This is a genomic window from Gemmatimonadaceae bacterium (assembly GCA_035533755.1).
Taxonomy (GTDB): domain Bacteria; phylum Gemmatimonadota; class Gemmatimonadetes; order Gemmatimonadales; family Gemmatimonadaceae; genus JAGWRI01.
This window is the reverse complement of record DATLTC010000010.1, coordinates 76252-91015: the sequence shown is the minus strand read 5'-3', so window position 1 is coordinate 91015 and position 14764 is coordinate 76252. Positions and strand designations below refer to the sequence as shown.

Below are 14764 nucleotides of genomic sequence, written 5' to 3'. Positions count from 1 at the left end.
GTGAGATCTTTGTCTTTTTCTCAGGGATTTCCCCACGCGGCGGCGGAAGAATTCCGATGGCACGCTGTCGCGATATGTGCAGATTGACGCGCGTCACAACAGTGACAGTTCGCGATTGGGTACGACTTTTTCGAGGGCAACAGACCGATGGCTTTCTTGTTGACGCTGGCGCGCGGAACGTTCGCGGCCATGATGGTGTCCGGCGGCGGCGGCGCACACCGGCAGGCGCCGGCGGCCTCCCAACCCGATACCAGCCAGATCACCGCACAGATGGTCGCCGCCGGACGCGGCATCTTTCACGGCCAGGGTGGTTGTTTCGTGTGTCACGGCGGCAGCCTGGAAGGCTCCCCGGTGGCGCCGCCGCTGGACAAGAAGGGCAAGCCGTGGATGGCCGCCAAGGACGGAACCTTTCCCGAGATCTTCCGTGTGGTCACGCACGGCGTGCCGGGCACGGTCATGATCGCTCATCCCAATGGGATCAGCGACGCACTCGCCACTGAAGTCGCCGCCTACATCTGGGCCGTGAATCACCACTCCGTGAAGCCCTAACTGGAGGTTCCATGAACCCGAGCCACTCGCGCGCCGATCGCGCACGTATGTGGATGCCGTTCCTGTTCGCCGCTCTGCTCATCGTCGTTCCCCAGCGCGCCGCGCGCGCGCTCGATACGCACGGGTCCGTGTACGGCGCCAGCGCCGACCGCGCCGTGCTCAATCGGAGCCTGATGAGCGCCATTGCCGCCGCCCACGCCGCCATTCCGGCGTTCTCGCGGCAGACCAAGCTCGCCTGCAGCGTGTGCCACTATCAGTTCCCCGAGCTCACGCCGTTCGGCCGCATGTTCAAGCTCAACGGCTATACGATGACCGGCCTCACGTCCATCGTGGCGCCCAACGACACCGCCAGCGATCCGAGCCTCAAGCTGTCTCCGATTCCGCAGATGGCGGCGATGTTCATGGTCTCCGGCACGCACACCGGCAAGGAATTGCCCGGCACGCAGAACAACACCGCCGAGTTCCCCCAGCAGGCCAGCCTGTTCCTGGGCGGACAGATCAGTCCCACGGTCGGGATATTTTCCCAATTCACGTATGAGCCCGACGCCGGCACGTTCGGCATCGACAACACCGAATTCCGCTACGCCGACCACCACGAGGTCGCCGGCCACGACCTGCTCCTCGGGCTCACGTTGAACAACAACCCCTCGATGCAGGACCTGTGGAACACGCTGCCCGCGTGGGGCTATCCGTTCATCGGATCCGGCACCGCGCCCGGGCCGATGGCGAGCACCCTGCTGGAAGGCGGGCTGTCGCAGGCCGTGATCGGCCTCGGCGCCTATTCCATGTGGGACTCGCAGCTGTACGCCGAGGTGAGCGCCTATCGCTCGGCACCGCAGGGCGCCGCCCTGCCGGCCGACTCGACCGCCGTGAACACCACCAGCGGCCTCGCCCCGTACTGGCGCATCGCCTGGCAGCACAACTTCGCCGCCGACTACCTCATGCTCGGCACCTTCGGCCTGCACGCCGAGCTGTATCCCGCGGGCGTCAGCGGCCTCACCAACCAGTTCACCGACTGGGGCTTTGACGGACAGTACGAGCATCCCTCGGGCGACGGCGCCATCATCGCCCGGGCCCGGTGGACGCACGAGTCGCAGCACCGGAACGCGGACTTCTATGCCGCCAATCCGGCGTCACAGTCGCTGGACAACAACCTGGCCTCGTTGAACGCCAACGTCTCGTGGGCCACGTCGCTCAAGTACGGGCTGTCGCTGGGCTACTTCCAGACCACCGGCACCGCCGACGCACTCATGTATCAACCCGGCGCCGTGACCGGGAGCGCCAACGGCAGTCCCGACAGCCAGGGACTGATGGGCGAACTCACCTACAACGTGTGGCAGAACCTGCGCTTGGGGGTCCAGTACGTGGCCTACACCAAGTTCAACGGCGGGACCACCGGGTATGACGGGTCGGGCCGCTCCGCCACCGACAACAACACCCTGTACACCTACATGTGGGTGGCATTCTAATACGCCAATAGTCACCCGCGCCGCTCCGGCGGCGCGAGCACCACAGGAAACACCTGACCGCCCCGTCGAGCCGTTGCTCGGCGGGGCGGTCCGCGCATTCCGGCGGGCCACCGGCCCCATCGGTACCCATCGCGCCAGCACCCCTCCCGGTAAACCAAGCGCGGCGTGCGAGTTGCATGGGCACACATATATCGCTCGACGCCGCCAACCGGCGCCCGACCGCCGCTCCGGTGACATCGCTCACACTGTGATCCGGACGCTTGACAAGCCAACCCGTGGACGCCGACCTTAGCCCCGCTGCACAAGGCATGTCGCGCGCCCCCGCCTCCGTGGCGGAATCACTCCGTGCCCCCCCGGGACTCCGATGTTGGCTGGCCGCATCCGCCGATGGCTGCGAATCGCCGCGTACAGCGCGCTGGCGTTCAGCGGCGTCACCTGCACCGAAAGCCCAACCGCACCCGGTGGGGCCCACGGCGGACGCGCGAGCCTCCGCCTGGCCCCGAGCTTTTCCGTGCAGAGCGCCGCCGTGTACCGGACCCTCGGCCAGTTCGGACTCACGGTGGACCACATCCACATCCACATCGATCATCCGCCGGCGACGGCGTTTGACACGTTGATCGCCGTGCCCGCTGGCGCCGATTCGCTCGTGCTCGACCTGCCGGTGATCCTGAATGCGCCCACCGAGCAGCTCCTCGTGCACATCGAGCTGCTCAGCGGCAACGAGGTCCTGTTCTCGGGCACCCAGACCATCACCGCCACCGTCGGCGGCACGTCGTCCGGTCCGCCGCCCAGCATCCCGATCGTCTACGTGGGCCCCGGCGCCGGCGCCACGCACCTCGCCATCGCGCCGCGCGACACGGCCATCCGGGTCAGCGGCACCGTGGTCTACCGGTACGCCGCCACCGACGACCACAGCGCGCCGGTGAGCGGGGTGGCCGTGGCGTGGAGCACGTCCGACGCCACCCTCGGGAGCATCGACGGCAACGGCGCCTTCACGCCCAGCGGCAAGCAGGGCGTGACACGGATCGTGGCCGCCACGCCCAACGGCCTGCGCGATTCCACCACGCTCACGATCACGGCGCCGCCCACGCGGCTGGTGGTGGTGAGCGGCGCCGGGCAGACCGGCACCGCCGGCAGCGCCCTGGCCCAGCCGCTGGTGGTGCAGGCGCAGACCGCCGACGGCACCCCCGTGCCGGGCGTGGCGGTGACGTTCACGGCGCCGGCCACCGGCACCGTGAATCCAACGTCGGCGCTCACCGACGCCGCCGGCCGCGCGCAGACCACGATGACGCTGGGCACCACGGCCGGCACACAGAGTTTCGGCGCCGCCGCCGGAGGACTCACCGGCGCCACGGCCGCCGAGTCGGCCACGGCCGCCGCCGCCGCGACACTCGCCAAGGTGTCGGGCGACGCGCAGGCGGACAGCGTGGGGCACGCGCTGTCGCATCCGTTCGTGGTCAGGGTCACCGACGCGTTCGGCAATCCGGTGGCCGGCACGACCGTCGACTGGACGCGCGTGGCGGGCGCCGGCACCCTCGCCGCGGCGTCGTCGACGTCGGATTCCGCCGGGCTGGCCAGCGTCGGCTACACGCTGGGCCCCGTGGTACGCGTGGATACCGTCTCCGCCGCCGTCCACGGCATCCCGGCGTCCGCGGTGCTGTTCACCGCGTCCGGCGAGGCGACCACCGCCGCGGCGATCGCGGTGGTCTCGGGCGACGCGCAGTCGGGGACCGTCGGCACCGCGCTCGCCAACCCGCTGGTGGTGAAGGTCACCGATGCCCACGGCAACGCCGTAGCCGGCGCGCACGTGACCTGGACCGTGACCACGGGCAGCGGCACCCTCACGCCGCCGCTCGCCGTGACCGACTCGAGCGGCAAGGCGCAGACCAGCTTCGTATTCGGCGCCACCGTGGGCACGTACGTGGTCACCGCATCGGTCGGCACGTCGATCAGCACGACGTTCCACGAGATCGCCGCGGCTGGCGTGGCGGCCGTCATGACCAAGACCGCGGGCGACACCCAGACCGTGGCCGCGAGCAGCGCGGTGCCGGTGAAGCCCACCGTCAAGATCACCGATGCATCCAAGAATCCCGTCGCCGGACTCCCCGTGACCTTTGCCGTCGCGTCGGGGGGCGGCAGCGTGACCGGCGCCAGCGTCACGACTAACGCCGCCGGGCTTGCAACCGTGGGCGGATGGACCGTGGGAGCGACCGGCGCCCAGTCGCTGCACGCCACGAGCGGCAGCCTCAGCGTCACGTTCACGGCCACGCTGATCGGGACCACCAATCGCGTCGCGTCGATACTCATGACCCCGCATCTGGACACGCTCACCTCGCTCGGCGACACGTACACGCTCACGGCGCAGGCGCACGACACCGCGAATGCGGTGGTCGCGGACACGTTCACCTGGGTGAGCCGGGTGCCGGCCACCGCCACGGTGAGCAGCGCGGGCGTCGTGACGTCCGTGGCGAACGGCAGCACGTGGGTGGTGGCGAGCGACGCCAGCGGGAAGCAGGATTCGGCGCAGATCGTGGTGCAGCAACGGGTGGCGACGGTGAACATCACGCCCTCCGCGCGCAACATCTACCTCACGCGCACGTACACGCTCACGGCGGCGGCGGTGGACGGCCGCGGCCATGCCATGACGGGCACGCCCACGTTCACCTGGGCCACCAACGCGCCGGCGGTGGCCACCGTGAGCTCGGCCGGTCTCGTGACCGGCGTTGGGCTCGGCGGGGCGCAGATCAGCGCCACCACGGGTTCGATCACCGGCGTGGCGACCATCGGCATTCTCACGCCCATCACCCGCATCGTGGTGGGCCGCGATTCCTCCGCCCTGCCGGTGACCGACACCACGTCCCTCACCTCGCTCACCGCGACGCGCACGTTCACGGCCGTGGCCCACGACACGCTCGACGCGCCGATGACCGGCGTGACGTTCACCTGGACGTCCACCAACGGCTCCGTGGCCGTGCTCGATTCGATCACCGCCACCACCGCGCGCGCCACGGCGGCGGCCAACGGCCTCACGGCGATCACGGCCGTGGCGCAAGGCATCACCGGCAGCGCCACACTGAAGGTGTCGCAGGTGCTGGCGTCCATCCAGTTGACGCCGGCCGCCGACACGATCGCCGTGACCGGGTCGGCGGCGCTTGTGGCCCGCGGCCTCGACGCGCGTGGAAAGTTCATCTCGGGCGGCACGTTCACGTACACGTCGGGATCGCCGGGCGTGGCCACGGTGAATGCGAGCACCGGCGCGGTGACCGGCGTGGCCAACGGCACGGCGTTCATCACGGCATCCAGCGGGTCGATCACGTCCAATCAATCCACGATCACAGTGGGCGGGACGGTGCCGGCGGCGATCTCGTTCGGACGCGACACGCTGTCGGTGGGGCGCGGCTCGAGCGCGTCGATCCCGATCTACCTGAGCAAGCCCAATGCGGCGCCCGTCACCGTGCACCTCACCGTGGGCGACACGACGGCGTTCTGGTCGAGCGCGAACGTGGTGATCCCCGCCGGACAGACGGCGGTGAACGCCACGCTCAATGGGCACAACGCCGGCACCACGATCGTGACCGCCGTCGACAGCAGCGGCACCGGCTATTCCAGCGCCACGGCGGTGCTGGCCGTGCAGGCGTCGATGAAGCTCACCAGCACGTATTACGCGATCAACACCACCGATCAGGTGAACACGCAGGTGTTGCTGTCCGATCCGTCGCCGGCGGGCGGCACGTACGTGACGTTCAACTACGGCACCGCGGGCGTGGCGGCGGTGTCGCCGAGTCCGGCGTTCATTCCCGCCGGGCAACTGGCGGCGGACATCCAGATCACCGCGGTCGACTCCGGAACCACGACCATCACGCCCACCGCGATCGGGGTGAACGGTACGGCGTCGAACTTCACGGCGTATGGCGCGTGGCTGCGCTTCAACAACACGAGCATCCGGCTGGGCGCGGGCCAGTACGAGCCCAGCGTCTATCTGTACATCCCCACGTCCAACAACCTGCCGGTGGCGATCACGCTCACCAGCTCCGATTCGACGATCGCGGCCGTGCCCCACACGGTCACCATTCCCGGCGGCAGCAACTACGTGTATTTCACCACCACGGCGCTGGCGACTGGCACGGCCACCATCACGGCGTCGGCGCCGGGGTGGACCACGACCAACTCGCTCGCCGTGCTCAACACCGCGCCGCACGTGGGGATCTGCTGCGGCTACGCACTGGTGACCACGAGCCCGGCCGTCACGGTGGCCGTGTACTCGGAAGACTCCCTCAAGGCCGCGCACTACCGCACCAACTCGCTCGTCGTGCGCCTCCACTCCACCGACACGACGGTGATGAAGGTGCTGGACTCGGTGGTGACGATCGCCCCGGGTACGTACTACAACGGCACGGCGCGCGTGATTCCTGGCGGGCTGGGCGGATCGGCGTACATCGTGGCCAGCGCGAGCGGGCACACGAGCGACTCCACGCAGTACACCGTCACCGGGCCCAAGCTGGCGTTGAGCTGGACGGCCAATCGCCTCGGCCTCGGGCAGCAGGACGTGAACCTGTACGTGTACACGCCGAACGCCGTGACCTCCCCATTGGTGGTCAATCTGCTCAGCGCCGACACGAGCATCGTCGGCGTGCAGCCGACGGTCACGATTCCGCAGGGCAGCAATTACGCGTACTTCAATGTCCGCGGCAACGGCCTGGGCACGATGCCGATCATCGCCAGCGCCATCGGCTACCAGGCCGACACGGCCACGTACACGGTCACCACGCCGCGCGTGGTGCTGTCGGGGGGCACGACGCTCAACAACTTCGGCCCCGCGCAGGGCATCGCCGTGTACTCCGAAGACTCCGTGGGATCGGCGCACTACCGCATGACGCCGCTCACGGTGTCGCTGTCGTCCAGCGATACCACGGTGCTCCGTTCCGACTCGTCGTCGGTGACCATCGCGGCCGGCCTGTACTACGCGAATACCGCCACCGTGACCCCGACCGGCGTCGGCACGGCCAAGCTCTACGCCACGGCGGCGGGGCAGCGCGGGGACAGCAACAGCTTCACCGTCCAGACGCCCAAGCTCAATCTCACCCTCTACAACTACACGATCGGCAAGGGCCAGCACCGCAGCCCCACCGACTTCTACGCCTACACCCCCAACAGCCGTCCGACGCCGGTGACCGTGACGTTCACCCAGAAGCACGCCGCGGTGGACTCGCTCACCGCCACCTCGCTCACCATCCCGGCGGCGAGCAACTACCAGTACTTCTCGTTCTTCGGCCTGACCAAGGGCGCCGACACGATCGTCGCAACGGCCACCGGCTACCTGCCCGACACGGCGTACGTCACGGTCACCACGCCCAAGCTGGCCACCAGCGGATTGCCGGGCAGCACGACGACCACGAATCCGCCGTTCACTGTCAACGTGTACGCAGAGGACAGCATCACGAGCAGCGCCCACTACGTCTCCGACACGCTCGTCATCGCGGCGGTGTCCAGTGACACCAACGTCATCCGTCCGGCGCAACCGTACTTCCGCATTCCCAAGAACGCCTACTACGCCTCGACCACGGTGAACATCGTGGGTCCGGGCACGGCATCCATCACCTACTCCGACTCGGCGGGCACCGGCTACCTGCCCTCCACCACCAACACCGTCACGGTCACCGGCCCGTCGCTGGCGCTCAGCACGTCGAGCACCGTCCTCGGCATGCGGCAGACCACCGGCGCGTCGGGCGTGTACGTCTATGTGCCCAACGCCGTGGCCACCCCGCTGGTGGTGACCCTGGCCAGCACGGGCACGCGCGTGGCCACCGTGCCGGCTTCGGTCACCATTGCGGCCGGACAGACCTACGCCTACTTCGGCGTCACGGCGCTGGATACCGTGGGCACCATCCAGATCCAGGCCACGGCCACCGGCTACCGCGCCACCTCGATGACCGCGCAGGTCACGCAGCCCAAGTTCCAGATCTACACCAGCGGCCAGGTCAACACCACATCGCCCAAGCAGGGCGTGACGGTGTACGCCGAGGACGCCAACGGCACCACGCACTACACCACGGAGAACGTCACCGTGACGCTGGCGTCGTCCAGCCCCACGGTGGCGTCGCTCGACTCGACCACGGTCACGATCCCGGCGGGCGGCTACTACAACAACCTCGCCACCTGGTCGCCGGGGCTCGTAGGCACGGCGCAGCTCTCGGCGTCCGACACGCGCGCCGCGATCTACAAGTACAACACGGGCACGGTGAATACCGCCGTGATCAATCCGTCGCTCACGTTGGGCAACTTCAACACGCTCGGCATCGGGCAGTATGCCGACAACTACTTCTATGTCTCGGTGCCGGACAATCAGGTGAATCCGCTCACCGTGACGCTCGCGCATCCCGGCACCGCCCGCACCACGGCACCGGCCAGCGTGGTCATCCCAGCCGGGAGCAGTTACGCGTACTTCCGGGTGATCGGCGCCTCCGCGGGCACCGATACCCTCGTCGCATCGGCGTCGTCGCCCTTCCACAACCCGGCCACGGCGTACACGGTGGTGGACAGCGGACGCATCGACCCGCTCGGCGGGTGGCCCACTTCGCTCTCGTTGTCGGGCGCCGACTCGGTGGCGATCACGTTGTATGCGCGCGATCCCTCGCAGAACGTGCGTAACGTGCTCGCCGCCACCACGTGGACGCTCACGCCCAATGCGAACATCGAGTTCGTGACGGGCGGCGCGACCAGCAGCGTGATCACGAGCATCGCGGTGCCCGCCGGCGCGCAGTCGGTGACGTTCTACGTCAAGGCGCTCAGCGCCGGCACGGCGAGCGCGACGTTCACGGCCGCCAACTACAAATCGTATACCAACACCTTCACGGTGATGCCATGACCATGCGCCCACTCCGCGCGTTGATCCGCGCACTGCCCGTCACCCCATGCGTTGGCGCCGCGTTCGCGGTGGCCCTTGCCGCGGGCGCCGCGGCCGCGCAGTCAGCGCCGCCCAAGCCGGAGCAGTACACGCGCCCCCTGCCCACGCTCGCGCCGCCCCACGCGCCGCCACCTCCTGCCGCCGCGCCAGTGGTTTCCGCGGCGCGACGCGCCGCCACGCCCGCGCCGGTCAAGGCCATGAATCCGGCCAGCCCGCCGCCCATCGCGCCCGCGCCGCGCGGCGCGGCGCCTGCTGCCGCATCGCTCGCCGTTCCCGCGCCACCCGCGGCGCGCGTGCCCCCGCCGCCACCGGCCCGCGCGCCGGCACCCGCGGCGCCGAGCGTGTCGCGCTCCGTGGCCCCACCCAGCGGGCCGCCCCCCGCCGGCACGACCATGCGCTGCAAGGACGGCACCTATCTGAGCGGAACGCCCACCGCCGACCGCTGTGACGCGCGCGGCGGCGTTGCCGCGGTGTTCGCGGAGAAGGCCGCGCTGCCAATTCCGAGACCGCATCGCCCGTAGCGGAGCGTGCTACCGACCCGTGCGGCTCTACACCACAAGCGTTCCGCACGCCGGCGCCCCCGACCGAAATTCCGGCGGCGTGCGCGCCACGCTGGAGTAGAACTCCACCGCATCCAGATCTGACACGCCGAAGTCGCGGAGATCAGGCGGAAGCACGCTCGGCACGTTGGGGTCAGGCGTGTAGACGTTGATGCCATCCACGAAGATCTGTGCGAAGCATGGGCGCGGCGGTCCGCGAAATTCGTCCGGTCCTTGCTGCGTGGCGGAGGCAAGGTATTCGGAGCCATCTTCTGCGCGTACGAAGTGGGCAACACTGCGGGCGCGCAGCAGGTCCACAACGGTCTGGCCCGCGTTGCTGTCGAGTTGTGCGCGAGTGAAGAACGTCCCGCCACCGTCGGCTCGGCGACGTTCGAAGTCCGACATCCGCATATCGATTTTCCGGGCGTTCACGGCGACCAATGGGAGGTCCACGGGCAAGACGTCGAGCAGGACCTGGACCGGCGCCACCGCATCGGCACCCACCTCGACCGTGGTGACCGTCGGCCGGTAGCCGATCTTTCCCACCCTGAGCGCGTGCCTCCCGGACCTCACCCCAGCCGCGCGCAGTATGCCAGCCGAATCCGTGGCCCCAAGGCGCGCCGAGTCATCAAGGACAACGGACGCTCCCGCGATCGGCGTCCGCGTCGTTGTCTCAAGGACGCGGACCACCACGCGCTGGCCGAACGCCGAACGCAACGGCCACCACGCGGCGACGATCACGATCGTCGCCAAGACCCTGCCGAGTCGCACGCGGCCTCCCGTGAACCGTGTCTCGCCGGAATATACTGTACATACCCCCGCACCCGCCCAAGCTGACACCAAACTGACAATCACGGCGCATTCGTAAATTCTCACTACCGCGCGCCGTGTACGGCCCCTATCATCGCTTCGCAGCCGCATCGCAACGTGCGGCGTCCCCCCCGATGCGCGCGATAGAGGCACTCCCCATGGACGGGTCCGCTACCCGGCCGCGCCGATGGCGCTGGCTGGCGATCATTCCGCTCGCGATCGTGCTGTGGCTCACGATCACCGCGTCCGGGCGCGCCGCGCGACGACAGTTCTTCGCCGCGCTGCGCATCGCGCGTCCGCAGGGCGTGAGCGTGACGGTGCCCGCGTTCTCCGGCCCCACCGGCTCGCGGCGGCTGCAGGACGCCGTGGCCGGCATGCTGGCCGACAGCGCCCACGTCACCCGCGAAGCGCGCGATACGACCGTGGCCGACGCGGCAGCCGCCGCGCGCCTGGCCAGCTTCACGCCGCGGCTGCCGGCCGCCCGCAAGGATCCGCCCACGCTGTCGGTGGAGAGCGCGCGTTCGATCACGATGCGCGTGAATCGCAACGGACTGCGCACCATCTTCACCGAAGCGGGATTGTCCGCCACGGCGCTGCCGGCGGCGATCGACGGCGCCACGCTCACCATCGACACGCCGGCCGCCATCCGGGCCCGATACGGACACTGTCCGGTGGACGAAGGGCAGACGCTCACCAATCAGATCGCGCAGCGGCCGCCGGCCTCCACCGACAACGGCGATTGCGTGATCCTCGAACAGCGCCCCGTGGTCACGGCGCAGATCCCGACGGGACTCGACATGCAGCAACTGGCCGGCGTGGCCGTGGAAGTGGCCGGGATGAGCCCCAACCAGGCCAGGGATTTTCAGCAGGCGGTCACGTGGCCGGCCGCGCTCGCGCTCACCATGCCGCGCTTCATCCGGTCGTACCAGATGGTGCAGGTGCACGGCGCATCCGCGATGCTCTTAAACACGGCCGGCCGGCGCGGCCCCACGTACGAACTGCTGTGGACCGCCGGCGGACGCGTGTATTCGCTCACCGGCTACGGCAGCTCCGCCGACGCCGTCCCGCTGGCCAACTCCATGCCCGACGCGGGGACCGCCCCATGACCGCATCCACGGACTTCGCCATCGAGACGCACGCGCTGCACAAGGTGTTCGGACCGCAGGTGGCCGTGCGCAGCCTCACGCTCGCCGTGCCGCGCGGCGAGATCTTCGGGTTCCTGGGGCCCAACGGCGCCGGCAAGAGTACCTCGATCAAGATGCTGCTGGGCCTGGTGCGCCCCACCGCCGGCACGGCGTTGGTGCTCGGCGCCCCGGTGGGCGACGTCGAGGTACGGCGGCACATCGGCTTCCTGCCCGAGGATTTCCGCTTCTACGAATGGCTCACGGCCACGGAACTGGTGCGACTGCACGGGCGTTTGTGCGGGATGACCGCGGCCCAACTGCGGACGCGAGTGCCCGACGTGCTCGACCTGGTGGGGCTCACGCCGCACCGCCACCGCACGCTGCGCGGGTTCTCCAAGGGCATGCTGCAGCGCATCGGGCTGGCCCAGGCGCTGGTGCACGAGCCGCAGCTCATCTTCCTCGACGAGCCTACGTCGGGGCTCGACCCGATGGGGCGCCGCATGGTGCGCGACATTCTGCGCGCCGAACGCGACCGCGGCGCCACCGTGTTCCTCAATTCGCATCTGCTCAGCGAGATCGAGGTGACGTGCGACCGCGTGGCGTTCATCAGGGACGGCGAGGTGGTGGCCACCCGCGACCTGGGCACGGGCTGGCAGGACGAGACGCGCGTGGTCGTGCATGCCCGCCACGTGTCGAACGACGCCATGGCCGGCCTCGCGCAGTGGACTTCGGCGCCCCAGCTCGACGGCGACCAGCTCCAGTTCAGCGTGTCCGCCGAGAGCGTCCTGCCCGACGTCGTGCGGCATCTGGTGCAGACGGGGGCCGACGTGTTCCGGGTGACCCCGGAGCGACCGTCGCTCGAGGAGGTGTTCGTCACGCTCATGGGGGAGGACCGCGGACTATGAAGGCGATCTGGATCATGGCCGGCCTCACCCTGCGCGAGGCCGCGCGGCGGAAGATTCTCTGGACGGCGCTCGTGGCCGGAGCGCTGCTGCTCACCGTGTTCGCCGTGGCGATGCACCTGCAGGTGATGGAATTCCAGGGGCGCGCGATGTCGCCCTTCGTGCGCTATCAGGTGGAAGCCGGCATGCTCATGATCGGCCTCTATACCTGCGACCTGCTGGCCGTGGTGCTGACCATCCTCACGTCCATCGACACGCTGGCCGGCGAGATCAGCTCGGGAACCATCCACGCCATCGCCACCAAGCCCATCGCGCGCTGGCAGATCCTGGTGGGCAAGTTCCTGGGATTCGTGGGGATGATCTCGGCGTACGTCGTCGTCACCTTCTACGCCACGATCTGGGTGGCGTACGCCACCACGGGCGTGCTCCCGCAGCATCCCGTGCGCGGATTGCTGCTCGTCGTGTTCGAGTGCGTGCTCGCGCTCAGTCTCACGTTCATGTTCGGCACCTGGTTCTCGACGCTCACCAACGGCGTGATGGTGCTGGGGCTGCAGGGCGTGGCGTTCATGGGCGGGTGGCTGGAACAGGTGAGCGGCTTCTCGCAGAGCGTGCACATCGTGACGCTGGGGATCGTGTCGAGCCTGCTCATGCCGGGCGAGTCGCTCTGGCGCCGCGCCGCGTACGAGATGCAGACGCCCCTGGCGGGGTCGCTGTCGTTCTCGCCGTTCGCCAACGTGTCCATCCCGAGCCTCACCGCCGTGGCGTACGCCGCGGTGTATCTGGGCGTCGCGCTCGCCGTGGCGCTGTACCACTTCAATCAGAGGGATCTGTAGACGGCCGCGGGTGGGGCGGGCGCTGTCCCTACCCCACCCGCGGCCGGTACCGCAGCGCCTCCGCCACCGGCGCCGCGCCCACCTCGCGCTCGCCGGCCAGATCGGCGATCGTCCGCGCCACCTTGATCACGCGGTGATACGCCCGCGCCGACAGGCGCAGCGCGTCGGCCGCGCTGGTGAGCATGGCCCGGGCCTCGCGCGTGAGTCCGCCATGCAGGTCCAGCCACCGCCCGCCGGCGTGCGCGTTGCACCGGGCGCTATTCAACTTCGCATATCGTTGGCGCTGCACGCCGCGCGCCGCGTCCACCCGGGCGCGGATCGCCGCCGACGGCTCGCCCGCCACCGCCGACCCATCGCCGAACAGCGTCATCGGCACCGCCCCCACGCTCACGTGCATGTCGATGCGGTCGAGCAGCGGCCCCGACAGCCGCGCGCGGTACCGCTGCACCTCGCTCTCGGCGCACACGCACGCGCGCGACGGATCGCCGGCGTGGCCGCAGGGACAGGGGTTCATGGCGCCCACCAGCGTGAACCGCGCCGGGAATCCCACCGCCTGCATGGCCCGCGCGATCACCACCCGCCCGTCCTCCATAGGCTGCCGCAGCGCCTCGAGCACGTAGCGCGGAAACTCCGGCATCTCGTCCAGGAACAACACGCCGAGGTGCGCCAGGCTCACCTCGCCCGGCCGCGGGCTGCTGCCGCCCCCTACGAGCCCGGCCGTGGAGATCGTGTGATGCGGCGACCGGAACGGCCGCTCCGCGCACAGCGCGCCCGAGCCCGCAGTCAGGCCGGCCACCGAATGGATGGCCGTCACCTCCAGCGCTTCGTCGCTCGTGAGCGCCGGCAGGATGGACGGCAGCCGGCGCGCGAGCATGGTCTTGCCCGCGCCCGGCGGGCCCACCATCAGCACGTTGTGGCCGCCCGCCGCCGCGATCTCGAGCGCCCGCTTGGCGCTCTCCTGCCCCACCACGTCGGCGAAGTCCAGCCCGTCGGTGCCGCCGCGCGCCACCGGCGGCAGTGCCGGCGGCGGCAGAGAATCGGCCCGCATCCACTCCACGAGCTGGGTGAGCGTCTGCGGAGCGCACACCCTGACGCCATCCACCAGCGCCGCTTCGGCCGCGTTGTCGCTGGGCAGCACCAGGGTGCGGCCGCCGGACGCGCTCGCCGAACGCCGCGCCACCGGGAGCACGCCCCGCACCGCGCGCACGCTCCCGTCCAGTCCCAGCTCGCCCAGCACCAGCACGCGCGCCGCCATCCCTTCGGGCACCACGCCCAACGCGGTGAGCAGTCCGATGGCGATCGGGAGGTCGAACGCCGAGCCCGTCTTGTGCACATCGGCCGGGGAGAGCCCCACCGTGATGCGCCGCGGCGGCAGGGCGAGCCCCGAGTTGGCGAGCGCGGCGATCACGCGCTCACGGCTCTCCTTGACCGAGCTGGACGCCAGCCCCACGATGCTCCATTGCGGCAATCCCGGCGACACGTCCACCTCGACCGTGACGTCGTAGGCTTCTATGCCCAGCACGGCGGCCGAGCGGATGGCGGCGAGCATGCGGGGCAAGTTGGCGCGCCGGTGCGGGGGCCCCCCAACCAGATTCCCGCCGTGGGGGCCAAATCCTCGTCCCGGAACGCACGAA

At 69.8% G+C, this 14764-nt stretch carries 9 protein-coding genes; 7 read left to right on the top strand and 2 right to left on the bottom strand.

What is annotated here, in order from left to right:
• Positions 1 to 147: 147 nt before the first annotated feature.
• From VNE60_02505 to VNE60_02490, 4 genes are all read left to right on the top strand, one after another.
• On the top strand, positions 148 to 549 hold the full coding sequence (locus tag VNE60_02505) for a c-type cytochrome (GenBank protein HVB30378.1): 402 nt from the start codon (positions 148 to 150) through the stop codon (positions 547 to 549).
• Positions 550 to 560: 11 nt separating this feature from the next.
• Positions 561 to 2018: a hypothetical protein gene (locus tag VNE60_02500; GenBank protein HVB30377.1), complete on the top strand. Its 1458-nt coding sequence runs from the start codon at positions 561 to 563 to the stop codon at positions 2016 to 2018.
• 511 nt (positions 2019 to 2529) lie between these two features.
• On the top strand, positions 2530 to 8883 hold the full coding sequence (locus tag VNE60_02495) for an Ig-like domain-containing protein (GenBank protein HVB30376.1): 6354 nt from the start codon (positions 2530 to 2532) through the stop codon (positions 8881 to 8883).
• 2 nt (positions 8884 to 8885) lie between these two features.
• Positions 8886 to 9443 (top strand): hypothetical protein, encoded by a 558-nt coding sequence (locus VNE60_02490; protein HVB30375.1) that lies wholly within the window; start codon positions 8886 to 8888, stop codon positions 9441 to 9443.
• Between the two features lie 27 nt (positions 9444 to 9470).
• On the opposite strand, the gene VNE60_02485 is transcribed toward VNE60_02490, so the two are convergent.
• Positions 9471 to 10232: a hypothetical protein gene (locus VNE60_02485; GenBank protein HVB30374.1), complete on the bottom strand. Its 762-nt coding sequence runs from the start codon at positions 10230 to 10232 to the stop codon at positions 9471 to 9473.
• 197 nt (positions 10233 to 10429) lie between these two features.
• On the opposite strand from VNE60_02485, the gene VNE60_02480 reads away from it, so the two are divergent.
• Genes VNE60_02480 through VNE60_02470 form a run of 3 tightly spaced genes read left to right on the top strand, consistent with a single transcriptional unit; the run spans position 10430 to position 13130 of the window.
• Complete coding sequence (locus VNE60_02480; GenBank protein HVB30373.1) at positions 10430 to 11377, top strand: hypothetical protein; 948 nt, start codon at positions 10430 to 10432, stop codon at positions 11375 to 11377.
• The gene (locus tag VNE60_02475) at positions 11374 to 12300 is read left to right on the top strand and encodes an ABC transporter ATP-binding protein (protein HVB30372.1); all 927 of its coding nucleotides are present in this window, start codon (positions 11374 to 11376) and stop codon (positions 12298 to 12300) included. The genes VNE60_02480 and VNE60_02475 overlap by 4 nt, the downstream gene beginning before the upstream one ends.
• Positions 12297 to 13130: an ABC transporter permease gene (locus VNE60_02470; protein ID HVB30371.1), complete on the top strand. Its 834-nt coding sequence runs from the start codon at positions 12297 to 12299 to the stop codon at positions 13128 to 13130. Before VNE60_02475 ends, VNE60_02470 begins: the two co-directional genes overlap by 4 nt.
• Before the next feature lie 28 nt (positions 13131 to 13158).
• Here VNE60_02470 and VNE60_02465 read toward each other — a convergent pair whose 3' ends face one another.
• The gene (locus VNE60_02465) at positions 13159 to 14679 is read right to left on the bottom strand and encodes a YifB family Mg chelatase-like AAA ATPase (GenBank protein HVB30370.1); all 1521 of its coding nucleotides are present in this window, start codon (positions 14677 to 14679) and stop codon (positions 13159 to 13161) included.
• Between the last annotated feature and the right edge of the window lie 85 nt (positions 14680 to 14764).